This is a genomic window from Polaromonas sp. (assembly GCF_043778355.1).
Classification (GTDB): domain Bacteria; phylum Pseudomonadota; class Gammaproteobacteria; order Burkholderiales; family Burkholderiaceae_C; genus Polaromonas.
In genome coordinates, this window is sequence record NZ_JAYWHI010000004.1 from 1 (window position 1) to 15,119 (window position 15,119).

A 15,119-nucleotide genomic window follows, 5' to 3' on the forward strand; every position below is an offset into this window, starting at 1 on the left:
CTGCGTCCGCGAAACTGATCTGGTCCATCGCTGCTGCTCCTTTGTGTATCTCAACGGTCAACACATCTGATCGGTGGACTTGTTCAGAGTTTCCCTAGACGTCAGTGGTTTGTAGATCCAGAAAAAGCGGTAAATCATCGATATGTTGCAACTCAACTTTTCGACAAGGAACTCAGACAACTTCGCACTTCTGTCTTAGAACCTATTGATCCCGATAGATTTGAACGTGGCATCGCCTCTTTGCTTTTCCTTCTAGGATTTTCACCAGCAGTGCAAGTGGAGTCTCAAGCGCCTGATTTAATCGTTGCAACTGCGGGAGGAAAGCTTGCGCTGGTCGAATGCACTTTAAAGATTGCTGATTTTCAGAACAAGCTAGGCAAGTTGGTTGACCGACGAAATGCACTTCTGACAGCATTGGAAGCAAATGGACAAGCCATCGATGTCAGCGCATTTTTGGTCTGTGCACTACCCAGAGCGCAAGTAGCAGTAGATGAGGCTCGCCTGAACCAGCTTCGTGTGATCTTGCTATGCAAGGACGACTTAGTCCAGGCGTTTACCCAACTTCGCTCACCCAGGGACGCAGATGAGATGTTAAGCACTGCCGCAGCTAAGCTTGCACAGCAGAAGCTGACTATTGGATAGCCGCCCAGCTCACCTATACGTTATCAAACTGAATTGGCAATGAATCAGCACAAAGTTACCCGAGAAGAGAATTGTTCTATCGTGGCTGCAGTCAGTTTGTTTTGCATCGGATTGCTGGCGTTAGCTGGAACAGCCCACGCCCAACCCCTCGAAGAAGTCCCCTTCATCACCTCCCCTGACAACGTCACGCTCGAGATGCTGAGCAGCGCCGGCGTCAAGCGTGGCGACCATGTGATTGACCTCGGTTCGGGGGATGGGCGCATCGTGATCCTGGCGGCGAAGAAGTTTGAAGCGACCGGCCTGGGCGTCGAGATCGACCCATCGCTGGTCGAGAAAAGCAAGGCCAATGCGCGCAACGCCGGTGTGGCGGACAAGGTCGAGTTCCGGGTGCAGGACCTGTTCACCACCGACCTGGCGCCGGCCACGGTAATCACCATGTACTTGTTGCCAGAGGTCAACCTGAAGTTGCGCCCTGCCCTGCTCGCGCTCAAGCCGGGCACACGCATCGTCTCGCACGACTGGGACATGGGTGACTGGAAGCCGGACCGCACAACCGTTGTGCCGGTGCCCGACAAGGCGGTGGGCCGCGAGAAGTCGAGCAAGATTCATCTGTGGACGGTGCCTGCCAAGGTGGGCGGCCTGTGGTGCGCAAGCGGGCTGCTGCGCGGCGCCAGCATCACGCTGACGCAAACCTACCAGACCTTCACCGGCACGCTGGCCTGGCGCGACCGCACGCGGGAGCTGGCCGGCAGCATCAGCGGCGCCGAGCTCCGCACACCGGCGGGCAGCAGCGGCGAGCTGGTGCTGCAGGCCAGCGGCGACGAACTGCGCATTGCCTCGGCCCAGGGCAACCTGGCGCTGGCCCAAGGGGCGTCGTTCAGGCGCGCGTCCGGCACAACCTGCAGCTAAAGACCCTGACGGCATTGCGGAGAGAACGCGCGATTGGCTGACACGCGGCACGTCGTCGCTCATGCTTAATGTGGTGAAGCGACCGACCACCGCCGAAGGTGTCGCACATACCCTCAAGGAGATTTCCATGCCCCAATTCGCCACAGTGACCGGTGACGTGACTTTCACCCCCGGCGATGGCGCGCCCATCCCGATTCCGCCGGGGCGCATTGAAGTGGCGCTGCAACCGGACAGCGCCACCCTGAGCTGGGATGCCGGCGACGGTGTGGCCGGCGTGACGGCGATTCCCCGCATCCAGTTCGATGACTACGTCGACGACGGCAAAATCGTCTGGGAAAAACAATAATCGGAACTGTGCGTTCTTCCGCTCAATCCTCCCTCCCTACAGCCGAGCTGTCGCGCCGCAAGGCGCTGATGGCTGCGCTGGGGCTGCTGGCTCTTCCAGGCGCAGGTTTTGCGGCGACTCCCTCCACTTCATCTCTTGTCTGGCCGCAAGCCCTGCAGGTGCCCGGCGGCGTGGCGCGGCTGTCGCTGGGCTCGTCTGCCACGCGGCCGGTCGCCCACCAGGGCGAGCTGCCGTTGCTGGTGGTCGGCGACGCGATCGAATGGACAGCCATCGTCGGCATACCGCTGTCAGCCGCGCCGGGCGAAGCCAGCATCAGCGTGCGCACGGCGGAAGACGGCCTGCGCCCGCTAACCTACGCCATCACGCCCAAACGCTACAGCGAACAACACCTCAAAGTCTCCCCGCGCACGGTAGACCTCTCGCCCGAGGACCTGGCGCGCCACGAACGCGAGCGTAAGCACCAGGAAGTGGTGATGGCGACCTTCAGCCAACCGCTGCCGGGTTCTCTGCGCATGCGGGTGCCGGTGCCGGGGCGCAGGTCGAGCTCTTTCGGGCTGCGACGGGTCTTCAACGGCCAGGCGCGCAATCCGCACAGCGGCATGGACATCGCGGCCGGCACCGGAACGCCAGTGGTGGCGCCGCTGCCGGGCCGCGTCATCGACGTGGGCGACTACTTTTTCAACGGCGGCACGGTCTGGCTTGACCACGGCGGCGGGCTGCTCAGCATGGTCTGCCACCTGAGCGCCATGGATGTGCAGACGGGCGATGTGCTGGCCACCGGCGCGCGCCTGGGTGCGGTGGGCGCAACCGGCCGCGTGACCGGCCCGCACCTGCACTGGGGCGTGATGCTGAACCGCACCATGGTGGACCCGGCGCTGTTTCTGGCCTGATTTGAAGCCAAATAGGCCTCCAGCCCATGTCCAGAAAGCGCAAGCCGCTATTAAAAGCGTAGCGCACCCGAAACTCAAGACCCTTCACGTTCTGGACAGGCGCCTCTAAGAAAGTGGGCTGGCTAGGTTGTAGCCACTAGCAGAAACCCTGAAGATCAGGCATCTTCCAACCCACCTCAAGGAAACCTCATGACTGCCAAAAACCTGTCCACCGTGGCCACCGACCTGATCGAAACCTACGGCAACACCGCCAAAAACGTGATCGATGCCTACCGCGCCGGCGGCGAGCGTGTGGTCAGCCTGCTGGAGCAGCGCTGGAACAAGGCCCTGCGCGAGTCGCGCTCGGAACTGACGGCCGAAACCGCCAAGAACGCCCGCGCCGCCCAACTGGCTTTCAGCGTTTATTACACCAAGGGCTTGAACCTGACCAGCAGCGGCGCCCAGCAGGTCGTGAACCAGCTCGTCAAGGTGGCTGAGGCAGGCGTAGAGCGCGCTTCTGCCAACGCCGCCCTGTTTGAAGAAAAGACCGGTGTCAACACCCTGTCGACGATTGCCCAGGTCACGGCGCCCGGCGCCCTGGCGCTGAGCAAGCTGGCTGCACAGATCGAGCAGAAAACCGCCGACCTGGCCGGCAAGATCGCCGGTGACGACGTCACCACGGTCAGCGCCAAACGCACGTCAGCCTTCAGCCAGCGCCGCGCCAAAGCCGCCTGAATCCGGTTTTATAAGTAAAAGTGGCTCCAGCCCATATCGGGCAGGCGCCATCAGCTATTAAAACAATAGCAACTGGAAAGGTGGGTGGCCGCTGACCGCGGCCTCCGACCTTCCGCCCCACGCCCTCTCTTCAGCCTTCCCCGGCCCGCCATCCGGGCGTTGGCGCGCCCATGCCGCTGCGCGGCTTCAGGCATGATTCAGGCTCCTGTGGGCCCCGCCCGCAGGCCCCGCCCCGTCCATGCCCCCTATTCAAACACCCCTGCCCATGAGCCGTTTGCGGCTGCTTGTCTGCGTCTGCCTGGCCATGGCGGCGTTTGCGGGCAACTCGCTACTGTGCAGGATGGCGCTCAAACACACGGCCATCGACGCGGCCAGCTTCACCGCGGTCCGGCTGGTGTCGGGCGCCTGCATGTTGTGGCTGCTGGTTAGGCTGCAGCGCGGTACCCCTGCCGCACAGGGCAAGGGCGACTGGCTGTCGGCCAGCGCACTGTTTGCTTACGCGGCGGGTTTTTCGTTTGCCTACATCAGCATGTCGGCCGCCACGAGCGCATTGCTGCTGTTCGGATCGGTCCAGGCCACGATGATTTTCCATGGCATCAGCCAGGGTGAACGTCTGCGGGGGCGTCAACTGCTGGGCCTGGCCGTGGCCCTGGCAGGGCTGGTGGCCCTGTTGTTGCCGGGGCTGGCAACACCGAGCCTGTCGGGCGCGCTGTGCATGTTGGGCGCGGGGGTCGCCTGGGGGGTGTATTCGCTGCGCGGCAAACGCCAGCCGTCGACGAACACAGGCCATCCGACGGCGGTGACGGCGGGCAATTTCATGCGCACGGTGCCGATGGCGCTGGTGCTGGCCTTGGTGATGGTTGATCAATTGTCCCTGGACAGCAGCGGGCTGGTGCTCGCCATGCTGTCGGGGGCGCTCGCCTCGGGCATCGGCTATGCGATCTGGTATTACGCCTTGCCTGCCCTGAAAGCCACCCATGCCGCCACGGTGCAGTTGAGCGTTCCGGTGATCGCCGCATTGGGCGGCGCGTTGTTTCTGGGCGAAGCGTTCACCTTGCCGCTGCTGCTGTCTTCCTGCGCCATTCTTGGCGGCATTGCCTTGCTGATTCTGGACCGGCCGGCCGAACGCCAGCATACGCCCGCGCCACCACCCGGCCCATGACACCGCGGGGGCGGCTTCAGCGGTCGGCCGGTGCGGCAGGCTTCAAGCTGAAGTAGAAAGTCGCGCCCTCGCCGGGTTTGCTGTCTGCCCAGATCCGGCCACCGTGCCGGTCGATCACACGTTTGACCGTGGCCAGGCCGATGCCGGTGCCCGGAAAGTCGCCCGGTGAGTGCAGCCGCTCGAAGGTGCCGAACAGCTTGTGCGCAAACGCCATGTCAAAGCCGGCGCCGTTGTCACGCACAAAAAAGACGGTATCGCCGCCGGCGGCCGGCTCGCAACCCACCTCAATGCAGGCGACTTCCTGCCGGGCACTGAACTTCCACGCATTGCCCAGCAGGTTTTGCAGAACAGCCGCGAGCAAACGGGGGTCGCCTTGGGCGTACAAGCCCTCCTGGATGCGGAACTGCGCCTGACGCAAGGGCTCGCGCTCGCGATGCGCCTGTTCGATGGCGCGCGCCAGCAGCGACAGATCCACAGTCTCGGACTTGATCTCTTCCCGCGACAGATGCGCCAGGGTCAGCAGGCCTTCGATCAAATCGCCCATCTGCTTGACGCCGGCGCGGATGCGGTCGAGGTAATGCTTGCCCTTGTCGCTGACATTGGCTGCATCACTTTTGAGCAGCAACTGGCTGAAGCCGTCCACGGTGTTCAGCGGCGAGCGCAGGTCGTGTGAAACCGAGTAGGCAAACGACTCCAGCTCCTTGTTGACATCGGCGAGCTGGCCGGTGCGCAGCACCACCCGCTGCTCCAGTTCGCCATTGAGGTTGAGGATTTCCTGCTGCTGCTGGCGCCGCTCGCTGATGTCGCGCCCCACCGCCACCCAGTGCTTGAACTTGCCCGACGCACTGGCAATCGGGGCAATGTCGAGCTCCAGCCAGAGCAGGGCGTCGCTTCGGGTGCGGACCGAAATCTCGGTGCGTACCGCCTGCTTGCGGTCCATGGCGGCGCGTATGCGCTGCAGCTCGGCCTGCTGGCGCGTGGCTCCCCAGAGCTGCATCACGCTCTGGTCCATGGCCTCGGCGCGGCTGTAGCCGGTCAGGTGCTCGAAGGCATCGTTGACAAACACCACGCGCGGGTTGCCCGCGTCGCCGCTGCGCACTTCGGTGATGACAACCATGTCGTTCAGGCGCGAGACGGCCGTTTCCAGCAGATGCAACTGGGCTTGCTCCTCGCGCCGCGCCGTGATGTCCTGAAAATACACCGCGGTTCCCGCCTGCGTGGGATAGATGTGAAACACAAACCAGGTCCGCAGTGGCCGGTAAAAAGCCTCGAAACGCGCGGTGCGCCGCTGGGCGACAGCGTCCCGGTAGCCGCGCTCGACCGGTGTGCCGAGAACGTCGGGGAACTCTTCCCACAGGTTTTTGCCGAGCAACTGGCCGAGCGGGCGCTGCAACATGATCTCGGCCTGGCGATTGAGAAAGGTAAAACGCCAGTCGTCGTCCATCAGGGCGAAACCGTCCGTGATGCTCTCCAGCGTGGAGATCATGCGCGCCTCCAGCGCCAGCGTGCGCGCTTCGGCGGCCTTTTGTTCGGTGATGTCCTGGAAAGCGCCCTGCAGCCGGATGATGTTGCCCATTGCGTCACGCACCGCCTCGCCGAGCGAGCGCACCCAGATACGCCGCCCTTTGGCGGTCATCTTGGGCAGGACAAATTCGTAGGCCGTGCCCTGCTCGGCGCAGGCCTGCACCAGCTGGATCACCTTGGGCCGGTCCTCCGGCAAAAAGTAGTTGATGCCTTCTTCCAGCGTCGGCAGATAGCCCGGCGGGGTATCGTGGATGGCACAGTTCTCGTCCGACCAGGTCAGCTTGCGCTCCGGCAGGTCAATGGTCCAGCCGCCCAGCCGGGCCATGCGACCGGCGATGCGGTTCATGAACATGTTCTTTTCAAGGAGCTCGGTTGCGCGCTTCAGGTCGTCAATATCGGTCAGCGTGCCCAGCCACTTTTCAGGGCGGCCAGCGGCATCGACTTGCGGAAGCGCGCGACCCAGCATCCAGCGGTACACGCCGTCAGCCCTGCGCAGGCGGTGTTCGATCTCGCAGGGCTCGCCGCGACTCAGCGCGCCGGTCCAAAGCGTGTTGGTGCGTTCGGCGTCGTCGGGATGCAACAGCACGCTCCAGCCCTGGGTCAGACTCGCCTCCATGCACAGACCTGTGTAGTCCAGCCATGTCTGGTTGAACCAGCTGTGCTGGCCGTCTGCGTGCATGGTCCATACGATGTGCGGAATGGCGTCAGTCAGCCGGCGAAACTCCGCCTCGCTGACGCGGAGGGCGTCCCGTGCAAGCTTGCGTTCAGTGATGTCCTGCACGGTTCCCGACAGCGTGACAGGCCGGCCGTGTTCATCGAGCACCGACTCGCCCAGCCCATGCACCCAGCGCACCTTGCCGTCAGCCCGCACAATGCGGTGCTCAATATCGAGCTTGCCCTGCCCGGAAAAAAACAGTTTCTGTGCGGCTTCGTAGGCCTCGCGGTCGTCTGCAAACACGTGGGCGAGCACACCCTCGTAGCCGCTCACGGGCGAGGTCGGCGCACCGCGCGGTACCCCGTAAATGTCATAAGTCTCATCGGACCACCAGACCCGGTTGCTGGCGATGTCGAAATCCCAGTTGCCGATCCGGCCTATGCGTTGCGCGGAGCGCAGGCGGCCCAGCGCCTGTTGCAGCGCATGTTCGGTACTGGCCAGCGCCCGCGCGGCCTGTTGCTGCGCAAGTCGCATCGGCACCAACACCAGCGCCTCACCCGCCCATCCGGCAAGCACCAGGCCAAGCAGCGCCATCGCAACAACAAGCGCTGTTGGCGGCGCCGGAGACAAGGCGGTCAGCAACAGGGGCAACAGCGAGAGCAGCGCCACCAGCACCAGACGGGTGCGCAAACCAGTCAACCAGACTTTCCAGCCCCTGGACTTCATGAAGGCTCTTTCGTGGGTGGCTTAGTGCCTCATGGACAAACATTCGGTGTTGAAACCAGTGTAGCGCCTGCGGACGCGCGTTCGCTAGCCCCGGCATCAAGATTGACACCGTCACGCCTGCGCATAATGCAGCGATGAATTCAAGTCCCCCACCCGTTCGCGCCAGCGTGCTGGCTTTTGATGTTTTCGGCACCGTGGTCGACTGGCACAGCAGCATCGCGCGTGAGGTGCAGGCGCTGCGTCCGCAAGCGGATGGCGACGCCTTTGCCTTGGCCTGGCGTGCCGGTTACCGGCCGGCGATGGCCCGCGTCATGTCGGGCGAACTCGGCTGGACGCGAATTGACGACCTGCACCGCATCATCCTGGACAGCATCGTGGACCAGTTCGGCCTCGCGGATTTGAGCGAGGCCGACAGGCAGCATCTGAACAGGGCCTGGCACCGCCTGGACCCCTGGCCTGATGTGGTGACCGGCCTCACCCGGCTGAAGTCGCGCTACACGATCTGCACGCTGTCCAACGGCAATATTGGACTGCTGACCAACATGGCCAAACGCGCCGGCTTGCCCTGGGACTGCGTGTTGTCAGCCGAGGTCTTCCGCGCTTACAAGCCCGACCCCGCGACCTACCTCGGCGTGGCCAGGGTGTTTGATCTGCAGCCGGCCCAGGTGATGCTGGTGGCTGCGCACCAGGACGACCTGGCCGCCGCGCGCGATTGCGGTTTGCAGACCGCCTACATTGAGCGGCCGACCGAGTTTGGCGCCGCCCACCCAAAGGACGTGTCACCCGACGCCGCCAACACCTGGCACGCCAAAAACTTTCTCGCGCTGGCCGATCAGCTGGGCTGTTGATGCCTGTTGCGCCAGCGCCTCGCCTGATTGTTTTCAACAAGCCCTACGGCGTGCTGAGTCAGTTCACGCCCGAGGGGCGCTGGCGCGGACTCAAAGACTTCATCACCATCCCGGACGTGTATGTGGCGGGCCGGCTTGACGCTGACAGCGAAGGCCTGCTGCTGCTGACCAGTGACGGCAAGCTGCAGGCGCGCATCAGCGACCCGCGCTTCAAGATGGAAAAAACCTACTGGGTGCAGGTCGAGGGCTTGCCCGATGAAGCCGCGCTGCACGCGCTGCGTGAGGGCGTGGTGCTCAATGACGGCCTCACCCGGCCGGCTCGCGCCCGCCGGATGGCACCACCGCCTGCACTGTGGCCGCGCGACCCGCCGGTGCGTGTGCGCCAGGCGATTCCCACCACCTGGGTGGAGCTGGTGATTCGCGAGGGACGCAACCGGCAGGTGCGGCGCATGACCGCCGCCGTCGGTTTCCCGACCCTGCGCCTGGTACGCGCCAGCATCGGCCCCTGCAGTCTGGACGACCTGGCACCGGGAGCCTGGCGCGAGGAACCGGCCGACGGCTGGGACTGACGCAGGGGCGCCAGCCCCTCAGGTCCACTTAACCGCGGCCGCGGCCGTTGCGCATGGCGCGTTCAACATCATCAAGCAAGTCCCTGAGTTCAGAGCGCAACTGGCGGCGCTCCTGCTGCGTGAGTCTGCCGTCGGCTTTGAAACTGGCCTCGTGTTGCGCAATCACACGCTCCCGGTTGTGCAGGCGACGTGCTTCACGCTGCGTGATGTGGCCGCTGCGAACACCCTCGTCGATGCGCTGGCTGATGCGGTACTCCTGATTATCCAGACCGGGCGTGCCGACGGCCCGAGGCGCGTTGTACACATTGTTGGCCATCATGCGCTCCACCTCGGCGCTCAGCGCATCAAGTTCTGCGCGCAGTTGCTGGCGCTCCTGCGGCGTGGCCTGATCGTTGGATTTGAAGTAAGCCTCGCGTGCGGCGATGTCACTGTCGCGGCGGTACAGCACCTGGGCTTCCGAGGGCGTGATGTGGCCAGAATTGAGGCCCTGCTGGATGCGCGCGCCGATTGCCTGCTGCGCGCGGTCCACATGGGGGGTGTTGGTATGTTGCGCCATGGCCGGGGACATGCCCAGGCCAGCGAACAAGGCGGATGCCAACAAGGAAGTGGTCAACAGTTTCGATTTCATGCGGTTCTCCTGCTTTCGGGATGAAGGGCCAGCAACCCGTCGTGGCTGCTCCTGAATCGCTGCTTTTCAAAGGCTTGAGATCCAGTGAGTCCATGGTGGACGGGCGGTGTGAAGCAGGGGTAAGCGCCGTGTGTATTTACCGGCTATTTACCTGGCGGATGCATGGGTATCCGGATGCGTGCGGCGCAGGGCCGCATCGGCGCTGTCGGTCAGATTGTTAATCGAAAATTTCGCTGAGCCAGGATTTCTGCCTGCGTGGATAACCGCGCTGCTGCTGGTGGCGAAAATCGGAATCCACGAAGTCGGGCTGGCGGCTTGGCGGCGCTTGCCGGACGGGTGATGGCGCGGACGCGGGGGGCGCTGCTGACAGGTTGATCAGCTTGTCGAGTTCGCCGCGATCGAGCCAGACGCCGCGGCACTGGGGACAGTAGTCAATTTCAACACCCTGGCGTTCAGACATCAGCAAGGTGGCGTCGGGGCAATGGGGACATTTCATCAAAGGTTCTCCGTCAACAAGTAAAAATACGCCGACGCCTTATCGGCGGCGACTGATGGCACGCGGGGTGTTGCGCGGCGGCTGGAGTTTACGCAGCAAGGCGCGGACCGCGCGCGCCAGTGCACTTTGCAGCGCAGAACCCCAGTCGCGTGTGACCGATGTCACCACCACAGAGCCTGTACCTTCGGCCGTGAGTTCCACCTCGCAGCGCTTGTCGATGCCGCCCTCGGCGCCCTGAACATCCGAGACCCGCACCCGTGCGCGCGGCGCCAGCCAGCCCAGGTGCCGCGTGGCCTGCCGCACCCGGCGCACCGCCAGGCCGCGCAACTGCTCCAGCCACGGCTCCCGCGATTCAAAAATGATTTGCATGGAAAGCACTCCATCAAGTTGAAAAGCATCACCATACGCAGTTATGGGCTTCTGTAAAAGCAGACAATAAAGAAGAGACCTTTCGGATAAAACTGACAATGAGCAAAGACTTCAGCTACCACCATTTGTATTATTTCTGGGTCGTTGCCAAGGAGGGCGGCATGACCCGCGCCGCCGATCGTCTGGGCATGGCGGTGCAAACCGTGAGCACGCAGGTGCGCGAGCTGGAACGCTCGCTCGGCTACGCCCTGCTCAAGCCCAAGGGCCGTGGTCTGGCACTGACCGACGCAGGCACGGCGGCGCTGCACCAGGCCGAGCAGATCTTCCAGCTTGGCGAGCAACTGCCGGCGCTGGTGCGCGATGCGGTCAGCGCGCCGGCTGTGCGGCTCGCGGTCGGCATCTCCGAGGGCCTGCCCAAACTGGTGGTCAGGCGTTTGATGCAGCCCGTCATGCGCGCGCCCAGGCTCAGGCTGGTCTGCCATGAAGATGAGTTTGACGACCTGCTCGGCGACCTGGCACTGCATCGGCTCGACGTTATCCTGGCCGACCGGCCGGCGCCGCCCAACCCCAACGTCAAGCTCTACAGCCATTCCCTGGGTTCCTCGCCCCTGGCTTGGTACGCCGCTCCGTCGCTGCACGCAGCCGCGCGCAAGGGCTTTCCGCAGTCACTCCAAAAAGTGCCGGTGCTGCTGCCCACCACACATGGCGCGGTGCGGGTGCCGATCAACCAGTGGTTTGAGCGGCTGGGGATCACACCCCATCTGGTGGGCGAGTTCGAGGACAACGCGCTGCTCAAAACCTTCGGCGCGGCGGGCATGGGCGTGTTTCCGGCTGCCGAGCTGGTGCACGAGGAACTGGTCACGCGTTACGGCGTCAAGCGCATTGGCCCCTGCGACGGCGTGGAGCAGCACTTCTTTGCCATCGCAGCCCACAAAAAATTGCTGCATCCGCTGGTGCAAAAACTGTTGCCTGCCACGCGGTGATCCCGTTTGCATGGGGAAAATGCGGATGGCCTGGCTTCACAGGCCGCCTACGATTGGGGCTGCAGGGGGGGGGTAGCTCAGCTGGGAGAGCGCCGCGTTCGCAATGCGGAGGTCGGGAGTTCGATCCTCCTCCTCTCCACCACTTCTCAGGCAGAACCACCACGCCGTAAAGCTCTGTAAAGCTGCCAACTCCCGGTGCCCCTGGGACGTTAGACAGGGGTATTCTGGCGCTGGAGACCCCATGAACACACACCGCCCACCGACATCAGCCACTTTGCCAGGCGCGATGCTGCTTGCCCTGGCCCTGCTGGCGGCAAACCACACCCACGCAGAAACTGATTCCAGCACCGCCAGCGCGTGGCGTGCCACCTCGCGCCTCGGTTATGGTCCGAGCGCCTCGACTGCAGACGCAGCGCAGACGGGTGCCAAAGCCTGGGCGCTGCAGCAGATTGATGTAGCTTTCGACGCGAGCCAGCGTGCGCCCGCCATCCCGGCGGCGCTGGCAGGTTTCAACCAGCCGGCCAACCAGCTCGCTGCTGATTTTTATGCCGAGCGCCAAGCGCGTCGCATGGCGCGTGCCACCGTCGACGGCGCGCCGTCTGCGGCCATGCCCGCCAACACAGAAAATTTCAGCCGCGAAATGCAGCAAAACGCAGCTGCCTGGCGGCTGATGGCCTGCAGCGACCCGGCGCTTGAGCAGCCGCTGCTGGCACGCATGACCGAGTTCTGGTTCAACCACCTCAATGTGTTCGTGGGCAAGGGCACGGTGCGGCCCTTCGTCGGCCACTATGCGGTCAACGTGATACGCGCCAACGCATTGGGCAGGTTCGAGGACATGCTGCTGGCCAGCGCGCGCCATCCGGCGATGCTGTTTTACCTGGATCAGGCGCAGAGCAATGCGCGCGGCCTCAACGAAAACTATGCGCGCGAGTTGATGGAGCTGCACACCCTGGGTGTCAGCGCGGCTTATACCCAGACCGACGTGCGTGAGCTGGCGCGTATCCTGACCGGCTGGACCGTCGGTCTGCAACAGGGCGAGGCGTTTCGTTTTGCCGAGCGCCTGCACGACAGGGGCGACAAGACCTTGCTGGGCCGCACCTTCCCGGCCGACGGCCTGCGCGAGGGCGAGGAAGCGATCCGCATGCTGGCGCGCCACCCGGCCACCGCGCAGCGTATCGCGCAGCGGCTGGCCTCGACCTTTGTTGCCGACAACCCACCGCAGGCCTTGACCGACAGGCTCGCCGCGACCTTCACACGCACACAAGGCGACATCCGCGCCGTGATGCGCACCCTGATCGATTCCCCCGAGTTCTGGCGCGAGGGCAACACGCTGTTCAAAACCCCACTGGACTTTGCCTGCTCGGCCCTGTTGGCGGGCGGCGGCGTGAAGGACAGACGCGACATCCTGCTCACGCTGGGCTTTCTTTCCCAGGCCGGCCAGCCGATGCACGGCTGGCAGACACCCGACGGCTACAAGACCGATGCCGCCACCTGGCTCGCGCCCGAGGCCCTGACACGGCGCGCCGACTACGCAATGGCGCTGGGCGCGCGCATGGCCGAGCCGCTGTACCTGCAGCCCTTTTTGAGCCCGGTCAGCCGTGAACGCATTGCGCGTGAAACGCCGGCGACACGCGCCGGCCTCACACTGGCCAGCCCCGACTTCATGCGCAAATAGGCGGCGCAAGGACACACCATGCAGCACACCGTTTTCTCACGTCGACGTTTTTTTCTCGCGGCAGGCAGCGCACTGGCCACCGCCCATGCCCCGCAGATCTGGGCGCAGCCCGCGCCGGCAGGCGCCCGCCCCGAATCCGGTCGCCTGGTGGTGGTGTTTTTGCGCGGTGCCTATGACGGGCTCTCGGCGCTGGTGCCGTATGCCGATGCGGACTACTACAGCCTGCGGCCCAACATCGCGATTGCGGCGCCGGATGGCAGCGCCTTGACCGCGCTCAAACTCGACAACACCTTCGCGCTGCACCCGGCGCTGTCGCCCCTGCTGCCGCTGTGGCAACAGGGCGTGTTGGGCTTTGTGCCAGCGGCCGGCCTGCCGACGCCGAACCGCTCACACTTCGACGCACAGTACCAGATGGAGATCGCCCAGAGCGGCAAGACCAGCGCCGCGCCGGGCTGGCTCAATCAGGTCGCGACCTTCAACGGCGGCGCCACTTCTGCGATCGGCGTGGGTGAAGCCAACCCGGCCATCCTGGCCGGCCGCGCGGCCGTAAAACTGATCCCGCGTGGCCAGGCGGCGCAGCGCACCGGCGTGCTGGCCAACGACACCACCCGCCAGGCCCTGCTGGACCTGTATGCCGGTGACGATAAACTCGGCGAGGCTTTCCGCCTGGGCGCGGGCAGCCGCATGCAAAGCGCGCAGGAACTGAGCACCGAAAAAATGGCGTCGGAGAGCCGACGTTTGGCCGCGATGCCGGAAGCCGCCGCCAGGGTCGATGGCGCGCTGCCCGGTACGCAGGCGCAAAACGCGCAAATGCTGGCCGCCAGCAACGGCGCCGCCGACCCGGTTGGCCTGCAGCTCGACGCACAGCACCTGGGCACGCTGATGCGCAACGACCGCAGGCTGCGCATCGGCTTCCTGTCGGCCGGTGGCTGGGACACCCATGCCAACCAGGGCCATGCCACCGGCCAGCTTGCCGGGCGCCTGGGCAACCTGGCCACCGGCATCACACAATTGCGCCGGGATTTTTCCGAGCCCGACGACGTGATCGTGGTGATGAGCGAGTTCGGCCGCACCGCCTTTGAGAACGGCAGCCGCGGTACCGACCACGGTTTCGGCAACACGCTGTGGGTGATCGGCAACCGCATTCACGGCGGACGCTGGCACGGCCAGTGGACCGGTCTGGCGCAGGGCAACCTCAACGACAGGCGCGACATTCCCGCGCACCACGACTACCGCGCGGTACTGGCGCAAGTTCTGCGCGGCAGCTTTGGCCTGCCTGACTCGGCGCTGGCTACCGTGCTGCCGGGCGCAAGTTGGGACACACGCCTGGACGGCCTGCTGCGAAAAGCCTGAGTTGTGCGCCTGGGCGGGAACAAAGTGCTGCATGACCAGCTCCATCCCGACTGACATATGCAAGGAACCCAACGCATGCTGCGAAGCCTCAAGGATTTGTTCGACTCTTTCTCTCGCCCCGCGTCCCTGTCCGCAAACGCGCAGCAACACACGCTGCAACTGGCGACCGCCGTTCTGCTGGTCGAAGTGATGCGCGCCGACCCGGACATCGGCCCTGCCGAGCAACAGGCGGTGATGACCACGCTGCGCGAAAAATTTGTGCTGGCCGATGACGAACTGGCGCGGCTGATGGATCTGGCCGGAGAAGCCGCCAAAACAAACTACGATTACCACCGCTTTACCACCCGCCTGAACGATCATTTCACGCATGCACAGAAAATCCAGGTGGTTGAAAACATGTGGCAGGTGGCCTATGCCGACGCACATCTGGACGCCCACGAAAACCACCTGATCAGCAAGGTGGCCGGGCTGCTTCACGTCACGCACGGCGAGTACATTGGCGCAAAAATGCGCGCCAAAGAGGCCACCGGCCCGACCTGAACGGACGCGACAGACAAGGCACCGCAGGCCCCGCTTCCTGGTGGGCCAACGGTCAGTTTGACGCCGACACCTGGAAATCGCTCAACTACC

16 protein-coding genes and 1 tRNA gene are annotated in these 15,119 nt (G+C 64.3%); 13 read left to right on the forward strand and 4 right to left on the reverse strand.

Translation table 11 applies throughout. The features are described from left to right. The first annotated feature begins 240 nt into the window (after positions 1-240). The 6 genes from ACH2CW_RS00290 to ACH2CW_RS00315 all read left to right on the forward strand — a co-directional run bounded on the left by ACH2CW_RS00290 (position 241) and on the right by ACH2CW_RS00315 (position 4,663). On the forward strand, positions 241-642 hold the full coding sequence (locus ACH2CW_RS00290) for a hypothetical protein (protein WP_395054659.1): 402 nt from the start codon (positions 241-243) through the stop codon (positions 640-642). An 81-nt stretch (positions 643-723) separates the two neighbouring features. Next, the gene (locus ACH2CW_RS00295) at positions 724-1,551 is read left to right on the forward strand and encodes an SAM-dependent methyltransferase (protein WP_395054661.1); all 828 of its coding nucleotides are present in this window, start codon (positions 724-726) and stop codon (positions 1,549-1,551) included. Between the two features lie 127 nt (positions 1,552-1,678). Continuing rightward, positions 1,679-1,897, forward strand: a complete 219-nt coding sequence (locus tag ACH2CW_RS00300) for a hypothetical protein (RefSeq protein WP_395054663.1) — start codon at positions 1,679-1,681, stop codon at positions 1,895-1,897. A 68-nt stretch (positions 1,898-1,965) separates the two neighbouring features. Then, positions 1,966-2,787, forward strand: coding sequence for a peptidoglycan DD-metalloendopeptidase family protein (locus ACH2CW_RS00305; RefSeq protein WP_395054689.1), 822 nt, complete (start codon positions 1,966-1,968; stop codon positions 2,785-2,787). A 189-nt stretch (positions 2,788-2,976) separates the two neighbouring features. Next, positions 2,977-3,501 (forward strand): hypothetical protein, encoded by a 525-nt coding sequence (locus tag ACH2CW_RS00310; RefSeq protein WP_395054665.1) that lies wholly within the window; start codon positions 2,977-2,979, stop codon positions 3,499-3,501. Positions 3,502-3,766: 265 nt separating this feature from the next. Next, complete coding sequence (locus ACH2CW_RS00315; RefSeq protein WP_395054667.1) at positions 3,767-4,663, forward strand: DMT family transporter; 897 nt, start codon at positions 3,767-3,769, stop codon at positions 4,661-4,663. Positions 4,664-4,679: 16 nt separating this feature from the next. Here ACH2CW_RS00315 and ACH2CW_RS00320 read toward each other — a convergent pair whose 3' ends face one another. Next, on the reverse strand, positions 4,680-7,568 hold the full coding sequence (locus ACH2CW_RS00320) for a PAS domain S-box protein (RefSeq protein ID WP_395054669.1): 2,889 nt from the start codon (positions 7,566-7,568) through the stop codon (positions 4,680-4,682). 134 nt (positions 7,569-7,702) lie between these two features. On the opposite strand from ACH2CW_RS00320, the gene ACH2CW_RS00325 reads away from it, so the two are divergent. Together ACH2CW_RS00325 and ACH2CW_RS00330 are read left to right on the forward strand one after the other, a co-directional pair. Further along, entirely contained in the window at positions 7,703-8,416 is a 714-nt protein-coding gene (locus ACH2CW_RS00325; protein ID WP_395054671.1) for a haloacid dehalogenase type II, read from the forward strand. Further along, positions 8,416-8,985 carry a pseudouridine synthase gene (locus tag ACH2CW_RS00330; RefSeq protein WP_395054673.1) on the forward strand — a complete coding sequence of 190 codons (570 nt, stop codon included), beginning with the start codon at positions 8,416-8,418 and terminating at the stop codon, positions 8,983-8,985. Before ACH2CW_RS00325 ends, ACH2CW_RS00330 begins: the two co-directional genes overlap by 1 nt. Before the next feature lie 28 nt (positions 8,986-9,013). Here the strand turns inward: ACH2CW_RS00330 and ACH2CW_RS00335 are convergent, their stop codons facing one another. The 3 genes from ACH2CW_RS00335 to ACH2CW_RS00345 form a co-directional block, all read right to left on the reverse strand. Next, positions 9,014-9,613, reverse strand: a complete 600-nt coding sequence (locus ACH2CW_RS00335) for a hypothetical protein (RefSeq protein ID WP_395054675.1) — start codon at positions 9,611-9,613, stop codon at positions 9,014-9,016. 217 nt (positions 9,614-9,830) lie between these two features. Beyond that, positions 9,831-10,109 carry a zf-TFIIB domain-containing protein gene (locus ACH2CW_RS00340; protein WP_395054677.1) on the reverse strand — a complete coding sequence of 93 codons (279 nt, stop codon included), beginning with the start codon at positions 10,107-10,109 and terminating at the stop codon, positions 9,831-9,833. Between the two features lie 39 nt (positions 10,110-10,148). Next, entirely contained in the window at positions 10,149-10,478 is a 330-nt protein-coding gene (locus ACH2CW_RS00345; protein WP_395054679.1) for an HPF/RaiA family ribosome-associated protein, read from the reverse strand. Between the two features lie 98 nt (positions 10,479-10,576). Here ACH2CW_RS00345 and ACH2CW_RS00350 point away from each other — a divergent pair, with 98 nt between their 5' ends. The 5 genes from ACH2CW_RS00350 (at position 10,577) to ACH2CW_RS00370 (ending at position 15,029) form a co-directional block, all read left to right on the forward strand. Then, positions 10,577-11,461, forward strand: coding sequence for a LysR family transcriptional regulator (locus tag ACH2CW_RS00350; protein ID WP_395054681.1), 885 nt, complete (start codon positions 10,577-10,579; stop codon positions 11,459-11,461). A gap of 66 nt (positions 11,462-11,527) precedes the next feature. Beyond that, positions 11,528-11,603, forward strand: a tRNA-Ala gene (locus ACH2CW_RS00355). A gap of 99 nt (positions 11,604-11,702) precedes the next feature. After that, the gene (locus ACH2CW_RS00360; protein WP_395054683.1) at positions 11,703-13,136 is read left to right on the forward strand and encodes a DUF1800 domain-containing protein; all 1,434 of its coding nucleotides are present in this window, start codon (positions 11,703-11,705) and stop codon (positions 13,134-13,136) included. Positions 13,137-13,154: 18 nt separating this feature from the next. Then, the gene (locus tag ACH2CW_RS00365; protein WP_395054685.1) at positions 13,155-14,489 is read left to right on the forward strand and encodes a DUF1501 domain-containing protein; all 1,335 of its coding nucleotides are present in this window, start codon (positions 13,155-13,157) and stop codon (positions 14,487-14,489) included. 57 nt (positions 14,490-14,546) lie between these two features. Next, positions 14,547-15,029 carry a TerB family tellurite resistance protein gene (locus ACH2CW_RS00370; protein ID WP_395054687.1) on the forward strand — a complete coding sequence of 161 codons (483 nt, stop codon included), beginning with the start codon at positions 14,547-14,549 and terminating at the stop codon, positions 15,027-15,029. The last annotated feature ends 90 nt before the right edge of the window (positions 15,030-15,119 follow it).

Coding starts and splice junctions, on each gene's coding strand:
- ACH2CW_RS00300 (WP_395054663.1), top strand. CDS start 1,679: ATGCCCCAATTCGCCACAGTGACCGGTGACGTGACTTTCACCCCCGGC.
- ACH2CW_RS00305 (WP_395054689.1), top strand. CDS start 1,966: ATGGCTGCGCTGGGGCTGCTGGCTCTTCCAGGCGCAGGTTTTGCGGCG.
- ACH2CW_RS00310 (WP_395054665.1), top strand. CDS start 2,977: ATGACTGCCAAAAACCTGTCCACCGTGGCCACCGACCTGATCGAAACC.
- ACH2CW_RS00315 (WP_395054667.1), top strand. CDS start 3,767: ATGAGCCGTTTGCGGCTGCTTGTCTGCGTCTGCCTGGCCATGGCGGCG.
- ACH2CW_RS00320 (WP_395054669.1), bottom strand. CDS start 7,568: ATGAAGTCCAGGGGCTGGAAAGTCTGGTTGACTGGTTTGCGCACCCGT.
- ACH2CW_RS00325 (WP_395054671.1), top strand. CDS start 7,703: ATGAATTCAAGTCCCCCACCCGTTCGCGCCAGCGTGCTGGCTTTTGAT.
- ACH2CW_RS00330 (WP_395054673.1), top strand. CDS start 8,416: ATGCCTGTTGCGCCAGCGCCTCGCCTGATTGTTTTCAACAAGCCCTAC.
- ACH2CW_RS00335 (WP_395054675.1), bottom strand. CDS start 9,613: ATGAAATCGAAACTGTTGACCACTTCCTTGTTGGCATCCGCCTTGTTC.
- ACH2CW_RS00340 (WP_395054677.1), bottom strand. CDS start 10,109: ATGAAATGTCCCCATTGCCCCGACGCCACCTTGCTGATGTCTGAACGC.
- ACH2CW_RS00345 (WP_395054679.1), bottom strand. CDS start 10,478: ATGCAAATCATTTTTGAATCGCGGGAGCCGTGGCTGGAGCAGTTGCGC.
- ACH2CW_RS00350 (WP_395054681.1), top strand. CDS start 10,577: ATGAGCAAAGACTTCAGCTACCACCATTTGTATTATTTCTGGGTCGTT.
- ACH2CW_RS00360 (WP_395054683.1), top strand. CDS start 11,703: ATGAACACACACCGCCCACCGACATCAGCCACTTTGCCAGGCGCGATG.
- ACH2CW_RS00365 (WP_395054685.1), top strand. CDS start 13,155: ATGCAGCACACCGTTTTCTCACGTCGACGTTTTTTTCTCGCGGCAGGC.
- ACH2CW_RS00370 (WP_395054687.1), top strand. CDS start 14,547: ATGCAAGGAACCCAACGCATGCTGCGAAGCCTCAAGGATTTGTTCGAC.